A 21,621-nucleotide genomic window follows, 5' to 3' on the forward strand; every position below is an offset into this window, starting at 1 on the left:
TAAGCAAGCCAGGTCAAGAAAAAGGGCTGGGTCAAAAAACGGAATTGGCCCGGTTTAGCTTATTATTGCCTTTTTTGCATGTAGAGTTGAAATTTTTTCGAGAAGGGCTTGCATTTTTTCATAGGTGAGGGGACGGGGGTTAGTCGCCCCCTCCTACTCGATGTCTGACGCGTGTTAGAATAGAACGGAGACAGAAAGCATGGACGAGAAAGAGGTTGTGGAGGATGTTCGCCTCAGACAAGAGAAACATTATTGTTATCGGCTTTATGGGTACAGGCAAATCCACTGTTGGTGCATCGCTGGCCAAACGTATGGGCTGGACATGGGTGGATACGGATCAGAGGATTGAGGCGGAAGAGGGCCGGCCGATCAGCGAGCTGTTTGAAAAAGAAGGGGAAAACTATTTTCGGCAGCGGGAGACAGCGATCCTGCAATCGGTACTGAAAAACCGTTGTCAAGTGGTTACCACAGGCGGCGGGATTGTCTTGTCCCCTCTCAACCGCCAACTGATGAGGGAGAACGGATGGGTGGTGGCTCTGACAGCCAGCGCGGACGAGATTGTGCGCCGTCTTGCGGGGGATGCGACGCGCCCCCTCTTGCGCGGCTCGTTGGAGGAGCGGGTCAGAAGGCTGCTCAAGGAACGGGACGGATTATACGATTTTGCCCATTTCAAAGTCGACACGACGGGAAAAACGATTGAAGATGTGACAGCCGAAATCGAGAAGGCGCTGGCCCAGGTGTTTGGCCAATGATCAGACCCTGGCACAGATTGCCACCCAATCATCCAGCCTTTCATCTTCAAAGCGTCGGAATCCTGCCTGCTCTAACGCCACCAAGACCTCTTCCTTTTTCGCGGCGATGATCCCGGAGGCGATAAAGCAGCCGCCTGCCTTCAGGCGCGCCGGAACAGCGGATGCCAAGCGGATAATCACTTCCGCGATGATGTTGGCGACCACCACATCATAGTTCCCCTTCACATCATCCAGAAGATTGTTTTGCCTGACCTCAATCCGGTCGGCAAGGTGGTTCAGGCGTGCATTTTGACGCGTTGCCTCCACTGCCACTTCATCCAGATCGAGGGCCAAAACCTTTTTGGCACCCAGCTTGGCTGCCACGACACTGAGAATGCCGCTGCCGCATCCGATATCTACCACTTCGTGACCCGTTTGCACGTGTTTTTCCAGGGCACGAATGGAGAGGATGGTGCTGGGATGGGATCCCGTTCCAAACGCCATGCCCGGATCCATTTCAATGACCAATTCCTTTTCGTGCTTTCGGGTGTACGGTTCCCAAAGGGGCTTGATCGTAATGCGTTCTGTGATCGCAAGCGGTTTGTAATATTTCTTCCATTCATTTTCCCAGTCGGCCTGGCTGATTTTGACGACGCTAAGCTGCTTGGGTCCCAAGGAGAGGCCGTGCTCTTGCAAAGCCAAAAATTCTCTTTGGATGGCTTGAATTTTATCTTCAAGCGAAGGGGTATCGGGGAGATACGCTTTGATGATCACGCCCTCATCCGGGAAGTCATTTGGTTCCAACTGATAGATTTCCCCAAACCTGTCTTCCCACGATCGATCCAGTGCCGCCGAATCCTCGATGACCACCCCATTTACTCCCGCCTCATGGAAGATGTTGGCCACCGCTTCAGAAGCTTCCGCTGATGTATGTATGCGAATTTCCGCCCATTTCATCTCCACCCACCCCTTCTCCCGGCTCTTGATCTCCATTTATGTTATGCTGCGGATCACTTTTCGTCACTTCACCTACCTAATTATGTCACATGACCAGCTTCCCGGACAATGGAATAAAATCGAGGCTTTTGCCCATCCTGATCCTAAGATGCAATCCAAGGAACAGGAGGGGCATGCAATGTCTTGGGAGGAGTACCTGACATACCTGTCTTCCCGTTGGGCGAACCGGTATACGTTGAAGGAAGCACAAGAGGAGGACGGGCAACTGAAAATGGAGGAAAAGGAGCCGCTGCTGCAGTGGTGGTTCGGTTTGATTCCTTTTTCCGTCAAGTTGGCGTTTAACGGCAGACTGCGGCGTTTCCCGCGGTGAACGTTGTTGGATGTTTCGCTGTTCTTTGAAAGATGTTTCTTTGACATTTGATGGCCCCCAGGAACTTTGCCAATTTGACGGCCCTCAGGAACTTCGCCTGCGGGTTTTTTTCATTCCTTCATTGTTGTTGGGGCGACAGATAGAACAGACCGGCATTGATCAGGTCGATCTGGATGCGCGGCTCGTATTGCCATTTCACTTCGTCCAGTTGTTTTTGACAAGCTTGTTCGATTGCTTCAGGCGCGGTGGCTTGCGCCGGGTTATCCGGCTGGACGTTTCCCGTTCCGGAGGCATTTTTGTTCTCGTAATACTGTTTGAGGCGAGCCATTTCCTCTTCCATTCGCAATCTGGCATCGTCGGCCCAGGCGGTATCCTGGGACCGGACGTGCCGGTTCAGCCAGCGTTCCAGCTGCTGTATCGCAGTTTCCAACGAGATGTTGGCCGGCAGGGTATGAACGCGTGGCGGAATTCGGGGGGTCAACTGCCGTTTTTGCAAATCATGGATAAACCTTTCCTTGATTGCTCCTGTGATCAGGTTGACTCCAAGGGAATGAATTTCGTCTTTTTTTCGGTCGCAGATGTATTGCACCTTGCAATTCAAACACAACCACGGGACGTAAGAAAGCGGTTGACGGTCCGAGCGTTCGCTGTCCGCCTCCTCGTACAGGCGGGTCCATTGCCCGTGTTTTGCCGCTGAGGAAAAAATCTGCGCCATTCGCGGCGTGCCAAAGCGCAAATCTTCCCCTTCCACTCCCTCAGGCGTTTGCTGCCGGTCAAAAATGAATGTCAGGGTCATGGTTTGCGGTGTTTGCCCCATTCGTTCCACAAAGGACCAGTAAAGAGGCCGGTTGGTCAGGTCTTTGTCGGCCATTTCGGAGAGTTTCACCCGAAGATGTCCGGGACTGGTTTCAAGAATATGGCTGTTGGTGGCCTGGAAATAGCGGAAAACATAGTGTTGAAGCTGGTTGACATGCACCTCTATCACCTGATTCGGGACTGACGTTGCGCCTCCTTTACCCGTTGGCCGAGCGCGCTTAATTCTTCTGTCAGGGCGGCGTCATCCGCCGCCTTGAGCAGGATGTCGGTGAGGCGTTTTTCAAAGGTTTTAGATAAGTGGAGGCGTTCCAGGATCTCATCCAGTTCGCCGATGACCATCTCGAAGAGGTTGATTTTCTCATAGAGGAGATGGAGGATATGCGCTTCAATCGTGTCTTTGGTCGTGAGATTGTAGATTTGGACGTCGTGTGTTTGGCCCAGCCGGTGAACACGCCCGATGCGCTGTTCGAGACGCATCGGATTCCATGGCAGGTCGTAATTGATGATATGGTGGCAAAACTGCAGATTGATTCCCTCACCGCCCGCCTCTGTCGCCACCAATACCTGGGCGCGGTTTTGAAACAGGTCTTTCATCCAGTCCTTTTTTCCCCGGTTGAAGCCGCCGCGGAACGGGACGGAGCGAATCCCTTGCTCCGTGAGCAGGCGAATGAGAAATTCTTGTGTCGCCCGGTACTCGGTGAAGATGATCACCTTGTCGCCGATTTCTTTCACCAGTTCAATCGCTTTTTGGCCCTTGGTGTGATGCTTGACCTGCTTGGCCACATCGACGAGCCGGAAGATGTCTGCCCGCAAAGGTGAGTCTTCAGGCAGTTTCTTGAACAGATTGACCAGGGTGACAAAGACTGCATCCCGGCTGCTGCAGACCTCACGCTGCAGCGTGATTAAGGAAAAAACGCTGGGGCGCGTGCCGGTTTTAAGCGGCGACTGGTTGCGCACAAACTGGGTGACTGCATCATACAACTCCCGTTCTTCAGGGGAGAGGTCCAGGTAGATGCTTTCCACCCGCCGATCCGGAAAAGGAATCGATTCTTCGCTGCGGCGGTTGCGAATCATGACATGGGACAGGCGTTTTTGAAGTTCCGTTTCGTTTTTCGGGAGACGTTCCCCCGCCATAAATTCTTGGGCAAACCGGCTCTGTGTTCCCAATTGTCCCGGTTTGAGCAAGGTGATCAGGTTGAACAGCTCTTTGAGGTTATTTTGCAGCGGCGTTGCCGTGAGCAGCAGGCAATATTTTTTGTTGATTTGGCTGACAAATTGATAGTTGATGGTTTTCGGGTTTTTCAGCTTGTGCGCCTCGTCGATGACCAGTATGTCGAACGGGGTATCCAGCACCTTTTGCCGGTTGGGTTCGCGTTTGGCGGTATCCATGGAAACCACGAGGATGTCGGCGTAATCCCACATGTACGGTTTTTTGTAGGCGACAGCCGGGATGTGAAATTTCTGGTTCAACTCCCGCGTCCATTGCAGGACGAGCGAGGCGGGAACCAGGATCAGCACTTTTTTGGCCAGTCCCCGGATCAAGTATTCCTTGATGATCAGTCCGGCTTCAATGGTCTTTCCCAGACCCACTTCGTCAGCCAGGATGGCCCGTCCGCGCATCTGGTTCAAAACCTTTTTCGCCGTATCCAGTTGATGGGGATAGGGCGTGAGATGGGGAAGGTGCATCAGGCATTGCAATTCCTCAAAAGAGCGGACTGCGGTCTGTTCGGCCGCTTCAAAAGCCAGCTGGAACATTTCCCAGGAGTGCCAGGGGCCATCCTCTTCCACCCGTTGACGAAAGGAATCCAGCCATTCCAGCGAAAAGCGGATCGGGATATCCTGTTTCGTCACGAGCTCCTGCTCTGTCATGGCCATTCCATGTTCCTCCGTTCGTCGATATTCAAGTCTTATCTTGCCCTGTTGCAGGAGCTTTCATGTGTGAAATTTTTTTTGACGAGGCAGATCTGAGATATGGTAAAATGTGCATAATCGGCCTTGAAAGAAAATTTTTGTCAGATTGGGATGAGGGTGGCAAATGATTCGTCTGGCGTTGCATCGTACGTTACTTTTGTTTTTGCTGCTGTTTTCGCTTGTCATAGGGGGATGCGGCTTTTTGGAGAAAGATGATCGGTCGCAAGCACCACCCATTGCCGAGAAGGAATCAGCCAAGCCGCAGAGCAAACCTCCTCAACCACAAACGCAGCGCGAACCTCCTGAACCGCAAGTCCGGGTCAGCCGTGCCACGCTGGCAGCGGTCGGAGATATCCTGCTTCATCGCTCCGTGATTCGGGATGCCCAAAAGGGGGACACTTACGACTTCAACAAGATGTTCGCGCGGGTCAAACCATACCTGGAGAGCGCGGATATCACGTTTGCCAACCAGGAGTCGCTCATGGGAGGCAGTCATCTCGGCCTGTCGGGGTATCCCCGCTTCAACAGTCCGCTTGAAATCGGCGACACCTTGAAGTGGGCCGGGGTAGACGTGGTTTCGATGGCCAATAACCACGTGTTGGATCGGGGGGAACAGGGGATTCTGCGTTCGATTGGCCGGTGGGTTGAGCTGGGAATGGTGTACGTCGGCGCCAACAAAGATGAAGCAGATCGGGCCCGGATTCGCACGATCGAGCGGAACGGCATCCTCTTTTCCTTTTTGGCTTACACATACGGCACAAACGGGATTCCAGTTCCTGAGGGAAAAAGCTACCTCGTCAACCTGATCGACCGAGACCAGATCGCTGCGGACATTGCGAAAGCCAGGGAAAGCTCTGACGTGGTTGTGGTCAGCCTGCATTTTGGGAACGAATATGTGCGGATGCCGAGCCAAGAACAAAGAGAACTGGCCCAGTTTGTGGCGGATCAGGGGGCGCACGTGATTTTGGGACACCATCCGCACGTCCTGCAACCGTTGGAAGTTTTGCACAGCGTGCAGGGCCATCAGGCGTTGGCCATCTATTCATTAGGCAACTTTATCGCCGCCCAGGACAAATTGCATTGCCAGATTGGCGGCATCCTGCAGGTGGAAGTAGAGAAGAGAGAGTCTCCCGATCACACCACCATCCAGATTCACTCGCCAGCTTTTCTTCCGACTTATATTCACTTCAAAAACTGGAAGGGCTATACCATTATCCCGATGGATCAGCTTACCGATGCGGAACTGCCCAATGCAAAGCAGCATCTTCATGAGATACAGAGCCACCTTTCGCGATATGTCCCCAACCTGCAGCTTATCGCTACAAAGGGGCAATGAGCGGTGAAGGAAAACCGTCTTGTGTCTTTGGAAAAAAACACATATAATGGAGATGCAATCATTTTCGAAATTGAAACGGCAATGAGACAATTGGATAGGCTACCTGGATGACGGTGGAAGGAGAGACTGTCCTTGAGACAGCGCCGAAGGAGCAAGCCCCGGGAGGGGCGAATCTCTCAGGCAAAAGAACTTCCATCCGACAGACCTCTGGAGAGCGCCGCAGGCCACCCAAGGGGTAACTTTGCGCCAGCTGGCAACAAAGCCAAACGGCGGCAAAGGTAAACTCTCAGGTACCCGGACAGAGATGAAGAAGACCCTTCTTTATCTCTGTCTTTTTTTGCTTATTGTGTGGCGCATAATAATGTTGCGTTTTCAAACGGATGCATGAACAGATGCATGTCAAAGGAAGCGGATCAAAAAATGCGCATTAAAGGATGGGTGCCAAATGGAGGGATTGCAAAAGACGCCTCTTTTCTCGTTATATGAGCGTTATGGCGGAAAGGTCGTGGATTTTCACGGCTGGTCCCTGCCGGTGCAGTTTTCGGGGATCTTGAAAGAGCACCAAGCCGTACGTACGCGTGCCGGATTGTTCGACGTCTCACACATGGGCAGGCTGGAGGTGAGAGGACCGGGTGCCTTGTCCCTTTTGAATCACCTGGTGACCAACCAGCTGGAAGGTTTGGCGGTCAACCGGTCCTGTTACACCCCGCTCTGCAGCCCGGACGGGGGCACGGTGGATGATACGCTGGTTTACCGTATGGGAGAGGAGCATTTTCTGCTGGTGGTCAATGCGGCCAATCGAGAAAAGGATCTGGCCTGGATTCAGACTCATGCAACGGGTGGCCACTCAGCACGAGGTGTGACGAAGCATGCCGATCCGACTGCCGGTGTATCTGTCGCAGACCGCACCAACGAGTGGGCGTTGCTGGCCTTTCAGGGGCCTCTGGCCGCTCCGCTGCTGCAAAGCCTGACCGATGCCGATCTTTCAAAAGTGGCGCCGTTTGCGTTTTTGCAGCATGTGCGCGTGGCGGATATACCGGTGGCCATGCTGTCCCGCACCGGGTATACCGGGGAAGACGGTTTCGAACTGATGGTCAGGCATGAAGACGCTGCGCGGTTGTGGGAGCGGCTGCTTGAGGCAGGGGAGCCGCACGGGGTCATTCCCTGCGGCCTGGGCGCCCGGGATACGCTTCGGTTTGAAGCCGGGTTGCCTCTGTATGGGCAGGAGCTGTCGCCCGAGATCAGTCCGCTGGAGGCGGGGCTGGGTTTTGCCGTGAAGTGGGAGAAAGGCGAGTTTATCGGCCGCGAGGCGCTTCTGCGGCAGAAAGAGGAGGGCGTTCCCAGGAGGCTGGTGGGACTGGAGATGCTGGACAAGGGGATCCCCCGCACCGGGTATCCTGTTTTCGCCGGGGACCGGCAAATTGGCCGGATCACCAGCGGGACCTATGCCCCCACGCTGAAGAAAAACCTCGGGATGGCCCTGATTCGGTGGGAATATGCGCAAATGGGCCAGCATCTGGAGGTGGAGGTGCGGGGGAAGAGACTGCGGGCCCAGGCGGTGAAAAAGCCGTTTTACCGGCGTCAAGCCGATCGTTCACGTTGAATCGGCGGCAATTGGTAACAGAATATATGTTACGTAAACTTTCAAGAATCAAGTGTGTTGTTGAAAGAGGGAGGGATCACGCAGTGGGTTTTCGCTACCTGCCGACTACAGAGTCGGATCGCAAAGAGATGCTGGAGGCGATCGGTGTCTCCGGCATTGACGAACTGTTTGCGGAAATTCCCGAAACCATCCGCATGCGCGGGGATTTGGGGATTCCCAAGGCGCTTTCTGAACCGGAGCTGCACCGCTATTTCAACCGTCTGGCGGGCAAAAATCTGGATTTTGACAAAGTGGTCTCTTTTCTGGGGGCGGGGATGTACGAACACCACATTCCGGCCGTGGTCAGCCATCTCCTTTCCCGCGGCGAATTTTACACGGCCTACACGCCATACCAGCCGGAGATCAGTCAGGGTGAGCTGCAGGCGATGTTTGAATTCCAGTCGATGATCTGCGAGCTGACCGGAATGGAAGTGGCCAATTCTTCGATGTATGACGGAGCGACGGCTTTGGCGGAAGCGGCAGGCCTGGCCTGTGTGGCGACGCGCCGGAAAAAGGTGCTCGTCTCGCGGTCCGTCCACCCGGAAGCCAAGGCCGTTTTGCGCACTTACCTGCGCGGGATGGGATTTTTTCTCGAGGAGATCCCGTATGTACAGGAGGGGCCTGATTCAGGGAGAACCTCTCTCGACGACTGCACTTCCCGGGTTGATGAAACGACAGCGGCCGTGATCCTGCAGTCCCCCAACTTTTTCGGCATCATCGAAGACGGGGAAGCATTTGCCCGCCTCATCCACGACAAAGGGGGACTGATGATTGCCTTGGTCAACCCGATCACGCTGGGGCTGCTCAAACCGCCGGGAGCATGGGGGGCCGATCTGGTCGTCGGAGAGGCCCAGCCGCTTGGCATTCCTGTTTCCTTTGGCGGTCCGAGTTGCGGTTTTTTCGCGGCCAGACAGGAACACCTGCGACGGCTTCCAGGCCGGATCGTCGGGCAGACGGTGGATCGGGATGGGAAAAGGGGTTTTGTCCTGACGTTGCAGGCACGCGAACAGCACATACGAAGGGAAAAGGCCACCTCCAACATTTGTTCCAACCAGGCGTTGAACGCCTTGGCAGCAGCCATTTACTTGTCGGCGATGGGCAGACAGGGGATGGTGGAGGTGGGGAGATTGAACGTGCAGAAAGCCCACTACGCGCGCCAAAAGCTGTCCGCCGTTCCTGGCGTGGAGAGCCGTTTTGCCGCACCGTTTTTCAACGAGTTTGTCCTGAAGCTGCCCAAGCCGGTCGAGGAGGTCAGCCGGAGCTTGCTGAAGGAAGGCATCCTGCCCGGCTACGATCTGGGACGCGATTATCCGGAACTGTCCGATCATTTGCTGGTAGCTGTCACGGAAGTTCGGACAAAAGAGGAAATTGACCATTTTGTCACGGCATTGGAGGGATTGGTATGAACCCGGTCAATCAGCCCCTGATTTTTGAACGTTCTTCGCCCGGACGGATAGCCTGCAGCCTGCCGGAGTCAGACGTTCCTGTCCGGCCGGCTGAAGAACTGCTTCCGCAGCCGCTTCTCCGCCAGGAGCCGCCCGCCTTGCCCGAAGTGTCGGAGCCGGATCTGATCCGTCATTACATGGCGCTTTCGCGGATGAACCATGGCGTGGACAACGGGTTTTACCCGCTGGGTTCCTGCACGATGAAATACAATCCGAAGACCAATGAAGAGGTGGCCCGCCTGGCCGGCTTCAGCAAGATCCATCCGTACCAGCCGGAGGAGACGGTGCAAGGGGCGCTTCAGCTGATGTACGAGCTGCAGGAGGCGTTGGCCGCGATCACCGGCATGGACGCCGTCAGCCTGCAGCCGGCTGCCGGTGCGCAGGGTGAGTGGACCGGGCTGATGATGATCCGCGCCTATCTGGAAAGCAGGGGAGAATCCAGGCGAAACAAGATCCTCATTCCGGACACCGCGCACGGCACCAACCCTGCCAGCGCCACCGTGGCCGGATTTGAAACGAAAACGGTGCGCTCCAACGAGCGGGGGCTGGTCGATCTGGAAGCTTTGCGGGCGGCGCTGGGTCCGGATACGGCTGCCTTGATGCTGACCAATCCCAATACGTTGGGGCTGTTTGAGGAGGAGATTGTGGAAATTGCCCACCTGGTGCACGAGGCGGGAGGGCTGCTTTACTATGACGGGGCCAATGCCAATGCCATTCTCGGGATCACCCGGCCCGGGGACATGGGTTTTGACGTGGTCCATTTGAATCTGCACAAAACCTTTTCCACGCCACACGGCGGGGGTGGCCCGGGAGCCGGGCCGGTCGGCGTCAAGAAGGACCTGGCACCTTTTCTGCCGTACCCCGTGATCCGGAAAGAGGGGGAGCGCTATCTGTTGGATGCGGACCGTCCGCAGTCGATCGGCAAGGTGAAGGCGTTTTACGGCAATTTTGGCATCCTTGTGCGCGCCTACGCCTATATCCGCACTATGGGACCTGAAGGCTTGCGCCGCGTGTCGGAGGATGCGGTGCTGCACGCCAATTACCTGATGCGGAGGCTGGAGCCGTACTTTGACCTCCCTTACCCGCAGCCCTGCAAACACGAGTTTGTCCTCTCTGGCCGCCGGCAAAAGAAGCAGGGCGTCAAAACGCTGGATATGGCCAAGCGGATGCTGGACTTCGGCATCCATCCGCCGACCATTTACTTTCCGCTGATTGTCGAGGAAGGGATGATGATCGAGCCCACCGAAACAGAGAGCAAGGAGACGCTGGACCGCTTTGTGGAAGTGATGATCCAGATCGCCCGCGAAGCGGAAGAACATCCCGAGCTGCTGCGTGAGGCCCCCCACACCACGCCGGTCAAACGGCTGGATGAGGTGAGAGCGGCACGCCAGCCGGTGCTGCGGTATCAGCCTTCCTCTTGAGGAACTGGAAAGCGAATTCCCCTTCTTGCCAGCAGATGAGCGAGAAGGGGATTTTCGGTTTATTTTTCTTTTGCTTTCATCCAGAGTTCATCCGCCACTTTTCCCTGCCGGTGCCGAACAGGTATATTTGGGTAAGGAAGCCTAGGATAAAGAGGGTGATGGTGATGGAACAGTGGAGATTTCTGAATACTGGGAAATCTTCTCCGGAAGTGAACATGGCGATTGACGAAGCCATTCTCATCGCTCACAGCCAGGGACTGGTGCCGCCGACCGTTCGCTTTTACGGCTGGGACCCCCCGACGCTTTCGATTGGCTATTTCCAGCGCGTGGACAGGGATGTGGACATCGCAAAGCTGCGCCAGCGGGGTTTGGGCTTTGTCCGGCGGGCGACCGGCGGCCGGGCGGTGTTGCACGATCGGGAGTTGACCTACAGTGTCGTGGTTGCCGAAGATCATCCGCTGATGCCTGGTTCTGTCCTCGAGGCGTATCGGGTGATCAGCAAAGGACTGGTGGAAGGGTTTAGGCGATTGGGCCTTTGCGCCGACATGGTCTCCCTCGCTGGGGATGAGGAGCGGCAAAAGTTCGGCTCGCCGGGTTCCGCCGCATGCTTCGATTCGCCATCCTGGTACGAACTGGTGGTGGAGGGGCGCAAGGTTGCCGGCAGCGCGCAGCTGCGGCAAAAAGGCGTGATCCTGCAGCACGGCTCGATTCTCCAGGAGCTGGATGCGGACCGGCTGTTTGAGGTGTTGCGCTTCCCGACAGAAGAGTTGCGCCGGCGGATGCGGGAGAGCTTTGAGGAAAGGGCGGTGCCGATTCATCAGCTGAGGGAACCGGTTACCTGGGAGGAAATGGTGCAGGCTTTTTATGACGGGTTTGCCGCCGGGCTGGGGGTCCGGTTGGTGGAGGGGGAGTTGACGCCGGAAGAGAAACGCCTGGCCGCAGAACTGGCCAGACGGTATGCGAGTGAGGAATGGAATTTTCGCAGATAAAGCCGGCTGGTTGCGAAAAAGCATGCGACGCAATGAAGCCTTATGGGGTGGCAGCCGATTGGCTTGTGCCGATAGCCTGTTCAAAGGCCGACTGCAAGGCCCGCGTGAAGGCGCCTGGCTTTCCTTCGCCAACCGGCTGTCCGTCGATGCGGATGACGGGACACACTTCCTGCACCGTACTGGTGATAAACACCTCATCCATCCGGTACAGCTCCGTGTGGGGGATGGCTTCTTCCCGGAGTTTCAAGCCGACCGAATTCAACAAGCGCAGAACTACCTGCCGGGTGATGCCGTTCAGGATGAGATGGTTGGCCGGGTGGGTGTAACACACGCCGTCCCGGATGCCGAACAGGTTGGAGCTGCTGCCCTCAGTCACGGTGCCGTTGCGCACGAAGATGGCCTCGTGGGCGCCTGCTTCGTGCGCCTGTTGTTTGGCGAGGATGTTGGGAAGCAGGTTGATGGTCTTGATGTCCACCCGCAGCCAGCGGATGTCTTCCGTCGTGATAGCCGCGATCCCTTGTTCCAGATGGGCGACGGGCCGCTCAACCGGGGTCAGGTAGCCGGTGAGAACCGGTTGCGCCGCTGCGGGAAACAGATGTCCGCGGGGGGCGACGCCGCGAGTGAGCTGGATGTAGATGATCCCGCTTTGAATACTGCTTTCTCCGATCAGCTTGCCGATGTTTTCGCCCAGCCGCTCCAGGGAGACGGGCAGCGGGATGCGAATTGCCTCGGCACTGGCTGCCAGCCGCCTCAAGTGCGCTTCCAATTCAAAAGGCACCCGGTCATAAAAACGAATCACTTCGTAGATGCCGTCCCCAAACTGATAACCTCTGTCTTCAAGATCGACGCGAAACAAATGGCGCGGCATGATGGTGTCATTGTACAAAATGTACATCAGGCGCTGCTCCTTTCCAGTTCCCCTCTTTTTCCTTCTGTACTGTTTACATTGCATTCGTCTGGTGTCGATATCGTCCACCGTGAACCACACATGAGCTTATTGTATCATGAAATGGCGGCGCAAGGCCTGACCGGATTGCAGAAAGAGGCGGGCGGGACGTGCAACGGAGTGAGAATGAGCCTCCCTTAGATAATCGGGAGATAATCGGGCAAAAAGGAAGGATGACCGAGCATGGTGCAAGGATGATTTTGGTTTTGGGATTTTCAACCCAATATGTTGTAGTGTATAATGAACTGGCGATCTACATATTGATGACGAGAACATACCTGGAGTTTATTGAAAAATTGGAGGTCGGGCCGATGCAGAGGACAAAGAAAAAGATTCAATTGGAAGGGCTGAGCGAAAAGATCTTTCTGGACCGTTACGCCCTGAAAAAGCAAGGGGTGGAAGGCGTTGAGGTAGGCGATACGGTACTCGTCCTGGTAAAGGATGATTCCCGCTTTCCGCAAAAAGAGGTAGGGGAAGTGATCGCCGTACGGGGCAGGGAAGTGACGGTGCGCCTGCGCAATGGCCAAGAATGGGTTGGCGACCTGGAAAAACTGACGGTCCCCATCGAGAAAACCCCGGAAGAGATGTGGAAACGGCTGGCCAAGGCCATCGCGGCAGTGGAGCCGACGCCTGAAAAGCAAGCCGAATGGGCGGCGAAGTTTGAAGAACTGCTCTATGACTGGAAGCTGGTGCCGGGCGGCCGGATTGCCGCTGGTGCGGGAGCCAACGATGAACTGACCCTCTTCAACTGCTACGTGTTGCCCTCGCCCCGTGACAGCCGTGGGGGGATCATGGAAACGCTGACGCAGATGACCGAGATCATGTCACGGGGCGGTGGAGTAGGCATCAACCTGTCTTCGCTTCGTCCTCGCCGTGCGGTCGTGCGTGGCGTGAACGGTTCGTCCAGCGGCTCGGTCTCTTGGGGCGGGCTTTTCAGCTACACGACAGGCCTGATCGAGCAAGGCGGATCCCGCCGGGGCGCCCTGATGCTGATGCTCAACGACTGGCATCCCGATTTGATGGAGTTTGTCACCGTCAAGCAGCGGATGGACAAGCTCACCAACGCCAACCTGTCCGTCTGCATCAGCAACGCTTTCATGAAGGCGGTCAAAGAGGATCTGGACTGGGAACTGGTCTTTCCGGACACGAGCGATCCCGATTACGACGAGGTATGGGACGGCGATCTGGACAAATGGAGACAGTTGGGCAAAAAGGTGAACGTCTACAAAGTGCTGAAAGCGCGCGACATCTGGCATACGATCATCGAATCGGCATGGAAGTCGGCCGAGCCCGGCGTCGTCTTCATGGAATACTACAACCAGATGTCAAACAGCTGGTATTTCAATAAGATCATCTGCACCAACCCGTGCGGCGAGCAAGGCCTGCCGGCCTGGGGAGTGTGCAACCTGTCCGCGCTCAACCTGGCAAAGTTTGTCAACCAGGACGAAACCGACGTGGACTGGGAGGCTTTGGGGCAGGCTGTGGAGTGGTCGGTTCGTTTTCTCGACAACGTGATCGACGCCACGCCTTACCACTTTGAAGACAACCGGAAAAATCAAATGAATGAGCGCCGCATCGGGCTGGGGACGATGGGGCTTGCCGAGATGATGATCCGCCTGAAGATCCGCTACGGAAGCCCAGAGTCGCTGGATTTTCTCGACAAGTTGTATGGCTTTATCGCTAAAAAAGCTTACCTTGCCTCTGCCGATCTGGCTGCTGAAAAAGGCCCATTTCCCATGTTTGACGCAGAGAAGTTTCTGCAAAGCGGCTTTGTCAAGCAGATGGATGAGGAGGTCAGGGAAGCGATCCGCACCAAAGGGATGCGCAACGTCACCGTGTTGACCCAGGCGCCCACCGGCAGCACGGGAACCATGGTCGGCACATCCACTGGCATCGAGCCGTTTTATGCCTTTGAATACCTCCGGCAGAGCCGCTTGGGGGTAGACAAACAATATGTGCCGATTGCCAAGGAGTGGATGGACAAGCATCCCGGCCAGCCGCTTCCCGATTATTTCGTCAGCGCCATGGATCTGACGGCAGAGGAACACATCCGCGTTCAGGCGGCCATTCAGCGCTGGGTGGACTCGTCCATCAGCAAGACAGCCAACGCGCCCGCGGATTTTACCATTGAAGATACGAAAAAACTGTACGAACTGGCTTTTGATCTGGGATGCAAAGGAGTGACCATTTACCGGGACGGCAGCCGGGATGTCCAGGTACTGTCAACGGAAAAGCCGTCTGAAGAGAAAGGGACTGCAGAGAAAGGGACCGCCCTGCCGCAAGCGAAGGAGTCGGGTTCGCAGAAAGCGGAGTACCACCGGCGGCCGCAGAAATTGACTGGCGCGACCTACAAGATGAAAACCCCGCTCGGAAAAGCGTACATCACGATTAACGACATCAACGGAAAACCCTTTGAAATTATCGTCAATATTGGCAAGGCAGGCAGTGACGTGTTTGCCATGTCGGAGGCGTTGGGCAGGGTTTCCACTCTCTTCTTGCGCTTCGGGGAATTGCCGGATGGGAACAAGGCGAAGTTGCTGATCAAGCACCTCAAGGGGATTGGTGGTTCAGGCGCGGTCGGATTTGGCCCGAACCGGGTCGAATCGGTGCCGGATGCGGTGGCCAAGGCTCTCGAGATGCACATCAATGGAAACGGGGATCTGGTTGGCGCAGAAAGCGACGCTGGCATGCTCGAGTTGTCTGCTGCGCATGAGCAGGAAGGGGAACATGCCTCGCGCTATACGATTCAGATCCGCCTGAACGACGACAGCGACGCGGAGGACCGAACGGAAGATCTGGACCTGTGTCCTACGTGCGGCTCGGCTTCGCTCATCAACGAAGAGGGATGCAAGCATTGTATCGCTTGCGGGTATACGCGTTGCGGCTAAACCTGCTTTTTCCCCCATGTTATTGTGCCCCCTGGAATGTCATTGCGCACCTGGACGGATGAGTCCGGGTGCCTTTTTTATTTACGAGGGCCAACACCTGTTTCTCAAAAAATGGGAGATTGGAGGATGAGCAAGGAAGAACGCGTGTCATACCGTTGTAATGTAGAAACCTTCCAAATTCTCATTGCGTTGCGTGTGACTAAACCAGAATGAAAAAGGAGGGCCTAGTTGACATGTCTTGTTCCTGGATTCACAGTTTTTGCCACCGCCATATGTACCGTATGGTGGTGGTGCGGATGCGGGATGGGAGAAGGTATTATGGAAGATTGATGGGAGTAGATGGGCATTACGTTTATTTGCGGCCTTATCCCTGGCCTGTCGCAGGCGGCGCGGATGAGGTCACCGTGACTCATGCAGTGGGTACAGGAGATTCACCAATGGCAGAAGAGGTCCAATTTTTCTTTCCAGGAATTCTTCCGCTGGCCTTGTTTGGAATTCTGGCCATTGGCCTTGCTTCCAGGTGGTGGTAAAGCCAGTGGCCAAAGAGAGTTGAATCATTCGCGCGAAAGCATTGCCAGTATGACATGTTGTTCATACCCTATTGTATGGATGGGGGGAGAACAATGTGGGCAGATGCTGTATTTGAAGGAGGAGGAATTCGTGGGATTGCTCTCGTGGGAGCAATCCAGGTGGCAGAGGAGAACGGTTATCAATGGAAACGGGTGGCCGGCACCTCGTCTGGCGCGATTGTGGCTTCGTTGCTGGCGGCAGGTTATACGGCAGGGGAGATGCACCGTTTTTTTCATGAAATCGATTTTACCAGCTTTATGAAACGTTCGGGCTGGTTTCGGCTTCCGGGGATTGGCCTGCCGTTGCAGTTATTGCTGAAAAAAGGCTTATACTCTACCGGTCCGCTGGAGGATTGGCTGGCAAAGAGGCTGGCTGAGAGAGGGGTCCGCACTTTCAGCGACTTGGAAGAAGAACGCCTGCACATCGTTGCGACCGACATCACCTCAGGGGATGTTCTGGTCATTCCGAAGGATCTCCAGAAATACGGCCTTCGGCCGAAAGGCTTTCCCGTTGCAAAAGCAGTGGCGATGAGTTGCGCCATTCCGTATTTCTATCAACCCGTCCGGTTGCGGACGAAAAAGGGCACGTACATGATTCTGGACGGAGCGTTGTTGAGCAATTATCCGGTCTGGTTGTTTGACGCAAAGGATAAACCGCGCTGGCCGACGTTTGGCTTTCGCCTGATCAGTGATAAGTGGTGCAAGCCTCATCCCACGAAGACATTGTTCCAATATACACATGCGCTGACGAAGACGATGATCGGCGCCATAGACCATTTGGCCATCCGGGAGGCGGATGCGGTCAGGACGATTTTTATTAATACGCATCACATTTCTGCAACCGATTTTACGCTGTCGATGGAAGAGATGGACGAACTGTATCAATCCGGCAGGAGGGCAGCCGAAGCTTTCTTCCGCGGCTGGGATTTTGCAGCATATTGCTTGAAATACCGTCCACGTTATCAAGTGAACCCGGTCCATCATTAATGAAGCAGATGTTTGTCGGTCTTGTCCTGGGAGGGAGACTTTCCTTTTTTTCCTTCAATGACCCGGAAAGCGTGTTGCTTTTTCTTCGAAGACTTCTTTTTTTGAAACAGTATCTCCGGGGCGTCTGATTTTAATTTCAAGGAGAACCGTTTTTCCCCGCGCGGAGTTCTGACCGGATAGGAAGGCGAGGCGAAACCTCTTCCTCCTCTGGGTCCGCTGTGGCGAAAGGGGGAACGGGGTTTGCGCAAAAAATAAATGATGGTTCCCAGGATTGCCAGCGGAATCAGCACCGAAAGGGGGTTTCTCAACAGGGTGACCAGAAGGCCGATGAAGAACAGCCCCATTAAGACGAGTGTCAAAATACGGTTGCCCATGCTCTGAACACCACGCTTTCAATAGAAATTTACAAACAGAATGTTTGGGGTGGCGCTTCTTTTTTCGCATCCAGTTCTCTCATGCGCTGAAAGGCGGCAATCGAGACCTCGATCTGGGATTCGTCCGGTTCGCGGGTGGTCAATTTTTGCAGCCAAAGTCCCGGATACCCGAGCCAGGAGAGAAAAGGCAATCCTTTTGCTGCGTTGCTTAAGCGAAGCACTTCGTAGGAGAGGCCGATGACCACCGGGATGAGGAGGATACGATCCCAAATTCTCTCCCATACTGTGGCATACGGGATAAACGAGTACAAAATGACGCCTGTTAGAATGGTAAAAATCATGAAACTGCTGCCGCAACGGTAGTGCAGGCGGGAATGTCTTTTGACCCGTTCGACGGTTAACGGTTCGCCGGCTTCAAAGGCATTGATCACCTTATGTTCGGCACCGTGGTACTGAAACAGGCGCTTGATGAGGGGAGCCTGGCCGATCGCCCAGAGATAGGCGAGCAGCAAGGCGGTCTTGATGGCGCCTTCAATCAGATTGCGGACGAAATAGTTGTGGACCCAGGGATCAAATGCGCTGGCAAGAAACGCAGGCACAGCGGTGAAGATGATTTTGGCGACGATAAAGGAGAGCACAGCCAGCAATGCAAGACTGAAATATGCGGACCATTTGGATGCGGATTTTTCGGGAAGAGAAGCCTCTTTACCATCGGCCGCATCCACTTCGAAACGCTCGCTGGCGAAGTTCATGTGTCTTGAGCCGCTGGCGACTGCCTCGATGATGGCGATGTTGCCGCGGAGAAAAGGAATTTTGCGGCCGATTTGCAACCAGACCGGTTGCTCAATGCCCACCTCTTCGAAAAAGTCGATTTGCTGGTTCTTGCGGCGAATGGCGGTCACGCGTGTGCGTTGTCCGGCAAACATCACCCCTTCAATGACGGCCTGGCCGCCATAGAGGGGCTGTTTTTTTTGTGGCATGTCTTTCGGATCACCTGCCCAACAGATTGCGGTTGGTCATTCAGGGATTGGATGAAATGTAAAAATATGGATTAGAATGCCGTGTTCCGTCATTTTAAAATGAATCCCTTGACACTATTTTAACATGGGACCGCATCAAATGTGTATGCTGTTCATGCTCTTTTCTTTAGCCCAGGTTGGAACTCAAATACACTTCTTTTTTCTGCTCCTCGGTGATGCCGATGTACCTTAAGGTGGTTTTGTTGGAGGAATGATTAAAAATTTCCTGCAACAGATTGGTATCCGCGCCGTTCTTGTATGCATGGTAGCCGAACGTCTTTCGCAATGTGTGCGTACCAATTTCTCCACTCACAATGCGGCCGGTATGATCACGTTCCACCAAGCCAGCCAATTCGGCAGCGTGGTTGATGATGCGGTAGGCTTGTTGGCGGCTGATGGGCCGGTTTTTTCCTTTACGGCTTTTGAATACATACATGTCTGGATGCGGACGATATTCTTCCATATAGTCCTTAATGGTTTGTTTGACCACCTTGCCGATATAAAATTTCTTGACTTTTTTTGTCTTTTTTTCCTTCACGATAACATAATCCCTGATTTTCCCATCCGGTTTAACCAGATCTTTTACCTTTAAACGGAGGATGTCGCTGATACGTAAGCCGACATTAATTCCCAGGATAAAAAGCAACTCATTACGAATCGACTGCCCTCTCAATATTAAACGAATTTTTCGAATAGTCTTCAAATCGCGGATGGGTTCTACTGCGCTCATGTCAATGACTCTCCTTGCTCATTAGTGTGAACAAGTATCGGCTTTGTCTCATTCATCTCCTGATTCGAAAACGTGCCTATTCCTTTTTCCGAGGCCACTTGGTGGCGTGGGATGTTACCGCTGAAATTATATCCTAATGATTCATTATGAGTCTATGGGTAACAAAATATGTCATTGAAAGCATTTATGGGAAAAGGCCAAAAGCAAACGAAAATCCCTTCGGAGAAGGGATTTGAATGTTACATAAATACAACTGTTATCTCCTTTCGCTTTCCCTGCAGAAATCCCTCAACCTCAGCGTTTGCGGGGCGATGGACCGTTTCCATTCGTCCATTTCATTTTACCTGAAAAGTACAAGATTCGACAAACCAAAAATGCCTGGAATGCACTACGTACGCTGGATGAAAAGGTGATTGTAAATTCGCTAAAAAACGAAAGATACATATGTATTTTACGTTACATTCATCTGAAACCCAAAAAAGAAAAGGGGACAAACGATGATAGAGATGAAAAAAACCGTTGATGTGTCTGACGGCGACGTGGTTGGCAGAGATATTTACTTGGGCGGAACGTTGCTTCTTGCAAAAGGCACCGTTATCAAACCTCATTTGATCCACCGGTTAAAAAGATTTGGAACATCAGAAGTGCCAATCCAAATCGGGATGCCCGCCCAAAGTGAGGTTCCGCTTCAGCAAGAGACTGCTGTTAAATTCGAAGGGCCTGAAGTGCGCATACAGCCCATTTTTTTTCAATTGCATAAACTCATTGAAGCTCAGAGCAAAAAAAGGCTAAATGCGCGGGAACAGCATTTATCCGATCTGTTTTTTCAGGGCATGAGGAAGATTGCCCGTGAAAGCAGGTATGGATTGGCGTTTAATCATTCGGAACGTTTGGCCTATGCATATGAACTGTGGCAAAGCATATTGGCCGATGATTACTACTATCAAACCATGATGGACCTGCAAAAGTGGGATTTGCCGACCTACTATCATTCCCTTGACACGTTTATTCTGGGAACGTTGTTTGTCAAGCACATCGGCATGGACAACGAGCATCACTTCGCGGCGGCCTGCCTGCTGCATGATATAGGCAAATTGCACGTTCCCCGAAAAATCCTGGCCAGTGAAGACGCGTTGTCCGCCGAAGAGTTTGAGATCATCAAAATGCATGTGGATTACGGGGTGCAACAACTGGCTGCGCATGATCCTGACAGTCCGATCATCCCGATCATTGAACAGCATCACGAAAGGATGGACGGATCGGGCTATCCAGAAGGACGAATCGGGAATCAAATCAATCTGTTTTCCCGCCTTCTGATGATCATTGATGTATACTCCGCTTTGACGCTCGAACGTCCATACAGGGATCCTTTGCCCAGCGCCAAAGCTTTGGAAGTCATGCTTCACGAATCGCATTTGTATGATCCGTACTTCCTGCGGGAATTCATGCAGATGTTGCATATCTACCCCGTAAATGCCACGTTGGAGTTAACCAACCACAAGGTTGTCATCGTCACTGATGTGACCAGCCATTTCCCCTACTTGCCAACCGTAACGGAAAAAGATCAGGGACATACGTATCCAATCCCCAATAACCTGTCCATTTCGGTCAGAAGATTGCTTTCATGGGAAGGCGTCAAAGAGACAAAAAGGCCGGACCGCTTTGTGTTGGAAGAGCTACAGCATCAATTTCAGAACCATCTCCTGCTGGGTGAAGCCGGCAAGGCCGTTTCCCTGATCCAGACCTTGACCCGTACCATGCCTCATGAGACGATGATCTTCCATGTGATTGTCCATACGGTGAAGCAGATACAAAACATGCGTCAATTAGGAGCGTTGAAGCGAGAAGATTATCAAACGGCTTACCAAATCTGTCACGAGGTCATGGATCATTTCCAATCGGTCCAGCGCTTGTCGGACGAGCGATTCACCATCCTGATCGCGCCTTCCCCCAGCAACGACGAGAGTGTGCAACTGTTATTGAAAATCGTGAATGAAGCATTGGTTTTGTCCGGGTGGCGAACCATACCTTTAGACACATTTCCTGCAGCGGATGAGCTGCTTCATTACGCGCGGTCACAACATGTCAGATATGTATGCGTGGTTCCTGCTTACCAAGCGGACATGTTGCGGTTGGCGGACACGTTTAAGTTAATGAAACAAAAGTCGAAGATGGTCTTGGCCGTCTGTACAGATTTCATGGATGCGGCTGAAATTCAGCAACATGATTCGGTTTTGCGGCATGCAGATTTTTATGCCGACTTGCCGGCCCTCATTGAGCGCCTCCGTTTGTATGAAAGCATTTATCAGGGATTGACGCGATACAGTGGTTAGAAACGACCGTGCGCCTTCCCTCTGTACCTCCCGTGTCAACCCATATAAAAATCTTACCGAAGACGGAATAGATCACTCATTTGAAAATCTAACCCAACATTCACCTCAAAGAGGTATACTTGGGTGGCTTGCCCTTACTGACCATGACCTTCCTCTT

At 53.7% G+C, this 21,621-nt stretch carries 18 protein-coding genes and 1 other annotated feature; of the genes, 11 read left to right on the forward strand and 7 right to left on the reverse strand.

Annotated features, from left to right (window positions below; translation table 11 throughout):
- Nucleotides 1-224 precede the first annotated feature (224 nt).
- On the forward strand, nt 225-752 hold the full coding sequence (locus BAA01_08750; GenBank protein ID OUM88244.1) for a hypothetical protein: 528 nt from the start codon (nt 225-227) through the stop codon (nt 750-752).
- Here the strand turns inward: BAA01_08750 and BAA01_08755 are convergent, their stop codons facing one another.
- Nucleotides 753-1,688 (reverse strand): ribosomal protein L11 methyltransferase, encoded by a 936-nt coding sequence (locus tag BAA01_08755; protein ID OUM88245.1) that lies wholly within the window; start codon nt 1,686-1,688, stop codon nt 753-755.
- A 178-nt stretch (nt 1,689-1,866) separates the two neighbouring features.
- On the opposite strand from BAA01_08755, the gene BAA01_08760 reads away from it, so the two are divergent.
- On the forward strand, nt 1,867-2,058 hold the full coding sequence (locus BAA01_08760; GenBank protein ID OUM88246.1) for a hypothetical protein: 192 nt from the start codon (nt 1,867-1,869) through the stop codon (nt 2,056-2,058).
- 118 nt (nt 2,059-2,176) lie between these two features.
- On the opposite strand, the gene BAA01_08765 is transcribed toward BAA01_08760, so the two are convergent.
- Both BAA01_08765 and BAA01_08770 read right to left on the reverse strand, forming a co-directional pair.
- Nucleotides 2,177-3,034 (reverse strand): hypothetical protein, encoded by an 858-nt coding sequence (locus tag BAA01_08765; GenBank protein ID OUM88258.1) that lies wholly within the window; start codon nt 3,032-3,034, stop codon nt 2,177-2,179.
- A 5-nt stretch (nt 3,035-3,039) separates the two neighbouring features.
- Nucleotides 3,040-4,710: an ATP-dependent helicase gene (locus BAA01_08770; GenBank protein ID OUM88259.1), complete on the reverse strand. Its 1,671-nt coding sequence runs from the start codon at nt 4,708-4,710 to the stop codon at nt 3,040-3,042.
- A 199-nt stretch (nt 4,711-4,909) separates the two neighbouring features.
- Between BAA01_08770 and BAA01_08775 the strand changes: the two genes are divergently transcribed.
- The 5 genes from BAA01_08775 to BAA01_08795 all read left to right on the forward strand — a co-directional run bounded on the left by BAA01_08775 (nt 4,910) and on the right by BAA01_08795 (nt 11,618).
- The gene (locus BAA01_08775) at nt 4,910-6,121 is read left to right on the forward strand and encodes a capsular biosynthesis protein (GenBank protein OUM88247.1); all 1,212 of its coding nucleotides are present in this window, start codon (nt 4,910-4,912) and stop codon (nt 6,119-6,121) included.
- A gap of 107 nt (nt 6,122-6,228) precedes the next feature.
- Nucleotides 6,229-6,323: a binding site (glycine riboswitch), on the forward strand.
- Between the two features lie 243 nt (nt 6,324-6,566).
- Nucleotides 6,567-7,724 carry a glycine cleavage system protein T gene (locus BAA01_08780; protein ID OUM88248.1) on the forward strand — a complete coding sequence of 386 codons (1,158 nt, stop codon included), beginning with the start codon at nt 6,567-6,569 and terminating at the stop codon, nt 7,722-7,724.
- An 83-nt stretch (nt 7,725-7,807) separates the two neighbouring features.
- Nucleotides 7,808-9,169, forward strand: coding sequence for a glycine dehydrogenase (aminomethyl-transferring) (locus BAA01_08785; GenBank protein ID OUM88249.1), 1,362 nt, complete (start codon nt 7,808-7,810; stop codon nt 9,167-9,169).
- Nucleotides 9,166-10,629, forward strand: a complete 1,464-nt coding sequence (locus BAA01_08790) for a glycine dehydrogenase (aminomethyl-transferring) (GenBank protein OUM88250.1) — start codon at nt 9,166-9,168, stop codon at nt 10,627-10,629. The genes BAA01_08785 and BAA01_08790 overlap by 4 nt, the downstream gene beginning before the upstream one ends.
- A 164-nt stretch (nt 10,630-10,793) precedes the next feature.
- Entirely contained in the window at nt 10,794-11,618 is an 825-nt protein-coding gene (locus BAA01_08795) for an octanoyltransferase (GenBank protein ID OUM88260.1), read from the forward strand.
- A 40-nt stretch (nt 11,619-11,658) separates the two neighbouring features.
- Here the strand turns inward: BAA01_08795 and BAA01_08800 are convergent, their stop codons facing one another.
- Nucleotides 11,659-12,513, reverse strand: a complete 855-nt coding sequence (locus tag BAA01_08800) for a D-amino-acid transaminase (protein ID OUM88251.1) — start codon at nt 12,511-12,513, stop codon at nt 11,659-11,661.
- A gap of 362 nt (nt 12,514-12,875) precedes the next feature.
- Between BAA01_08800 and BAA01_08805 the strand changes: the two genes are divergently transcribed.
- From BAA01_08805 to BAA01_08815, 3 genes are all read left to right on the forward strand, one after another.
- Nucleotides 12,876-15,452, forward strand: coding sequence for a ribonucleoside-diphosphate reductase, adenosylcobalamin-dependent (locus BAA01_08805; GenBank protein OUM88261.1), 2,577 nt, complete (start codon nt 12,876-12,878; stop codon nt 15,450-15,452).
- Between the two features lie 233 nt (nt 15,453-15,685).
- Entirely contained in the window at nt 15,686-15,982 is a 297-nt protein-coding gene (locus tag BAA01_08810; GenBank protein ID OUM88252.1) for a hypothetical protein, read from the forward strand.
- 93 nt (nt 15,983-16,075) lie between these two features.
- The gene (locus BAA01_08815) at nt 16,076-17,008 is read left to right on the forward strand and encodes a hypothetical protein (GenBank protein ID OUM88253.1); all 933 of its coding nucleotides are present in this window, start codon (nt 16,076-16,078) and stop codon (nt 17,006-17,008) included.
- Here the strand turns inward: BAA01_08815 and BAA01_08820 are convergent.
- From BAA01_08820 to BAA01_08830, 3 genes are all read right to left on the reverse strand, one after another.
- Nucleotides 17,005-17,382, reverse strand: coding sequence for a hypothetical protein (locus BAA01_08820; GenBank protein OUM88254.1), 378 nt, complete (start codon nt 17,380-17,382; stop codon nt 17,005-17,007). The two genes, BAA01_08815 and BAA01_08820, sit on opposite strands and share 4 nt — an antisense overlap.
- A 29-nt stretch (nt 17,383-17,411) precedes the next feature.
- Nucleotides 17,412-18,362 (reverse strand): hypothetical protein, encoded by a 951-nt coding sequence (locus tag BAA01_08825; GenBank protein ID OUM88255.1) that lies wholly within the window; start codon nt 18,360-18,362, stop codon nt 17,412-17,414.
- Nucleotides 18,363-18,528: 166 nt separating this feature from the next.
- The gene (locus BAA01_08830) at nt 18,529-19,131 is read right to left on the reverse strand and encodes an integrase (GenBank protein ID OUM88256.1); all 603 of its coding nucleotides are present in this window, start codon (nt 19,129-19,131) and stop codon (nt 18,529-18,531) included.
- A gap of 497 nt (nt 19,132-19,628) precedes the next feature.
- Between BAA01_08830 and BAA01_08835 the strand changes: the two genes are divergently transcribed.
- A complete protein-coding gene (locus BAA01_08835) occupies nt 19,629-21,464 on the forward strand; it encodes a hypothetical protein (GenBank protein ID OUM88257.1) in 1,836 nt (611 codons plus the stop codon).
- Nucleotides 21,465-21,621 lie beyond the last annotated feature (157 nt).

This window comes from Bacillus thermozeamaize (genome assembly GCA_002159075.1).
GTDB classification, from domain to species: Bacteria; Bacillota; Bacilli; order ZCTH02-B2; family ZCTH02-B2; genus Bacillus_BB; species Bacillus_BB thermozeamaize.

Excerpts from the sequence above, each read along its gene's own strand:
- BAA01_08750 (OUM88244.1), top strand. The coding sequence starts at position 225 with ATGTTCGCCTCAGACAAGAGAAACATTATTGTTATCGGCTTTATGGGT.
- BAA01_08755 (OUM88245.1), bottom strand. The coding sequence starts at position 1,688 with ATGAAATGGGCGGAAATTCGCATACATACATCAGCGGAAGCTTCTGAA.
- BAA01_08760 (OUM88246.1), top strand. The coding sequence starts at position 1,867 with ATGTCTTGGGAGGAGTACCTGACATACCTGTCTTCCCGTTGGGCGAAC.
- BAA01_08775 (OUM88247.1), top strand. The coding sequence starts at position 4,910 with ATGATTCGTCTGGCGTTGCATCGTACGTTACTTTTGTTTTTGCTGCTG.
- BAA01_08780 (OUM88248.1), top strand. The coding sequence starts at position 6,567 with ATGGAGGGATTGCAAAAGACGCCTCTTTTCTCGTTATATGAGCGTTAT.
- BAA01_08790 (OUM88250.1), top strand. The coding sequence starts at position 9,166 with ATGAACCCGGTCAATCAGCCCCTGATTTTTGAACGTTCTTCGCCCGGA.
- BAA01_08795 (OUM88260.1), top strand. The coding sequence starts at position 10,794 with ATGGAACAGTGGAGATTTCTGAATACTGGGAAATCTTCTCCGGAAGTG.
- BAA01_08800 (OUM88251.1), bottom strand. The coding sequence starts at position 12,513 with ATGTACATTTTGTACAATGACACCATCATGCCGCGCCATTTGTTTCGC.
- BAA01_08805 (OUM88261.1), top strand. The coding sequence starts at position 12,876 with ATGCAGAGGACAAAGAAAAAGATTCAATTGGAAGGGCTGAGCGAAAAG.
- BAA01_08810 (OUM88252.1), top strand. The coding sequence starts at position 15,686 with ATGTCTTGTTCCTGGATTCACAGTTTTTGCCACCGCCATATGTACCGT.
- BAA01_08815 (OUM88253.1), top strand. The coding sequence starts at position 16,076 with ATGTGGGCAGATGCTGTATTTGAAGGAGGAGGAATTCGTGGGATTGCT.
- BAA01_08820 (OUM88254.1), bottom strand. The coding sequence starts at position 17,382 with ATGGGCAACCGTATTTTGACACTCGTCTTAATGGGGCTGTTCTTCATC.
- BAA01_08825 (OUM88255.1), bottom strand. The coding sequence starts at position 18,362 with ATGCCACAAAAAAAACAGCCCCTCTATGGCGGCCAGGCCGTCATTGAA.
- BAA01_08830 (OUM88256.1), bottom strand. The coding sequence starts at position 19,131 with ATGAGCGCAGTAGAACCCATCCGCGATTTGAAGACTATTCGAAAAATT.
- BAA01_08835 (OUM88257.1), top strand. The coding sequence starts at position 19,629 with ATGATAGAGATGAAAAAAACCGTTGATGTGTCTGACGGCGACGTGGTT.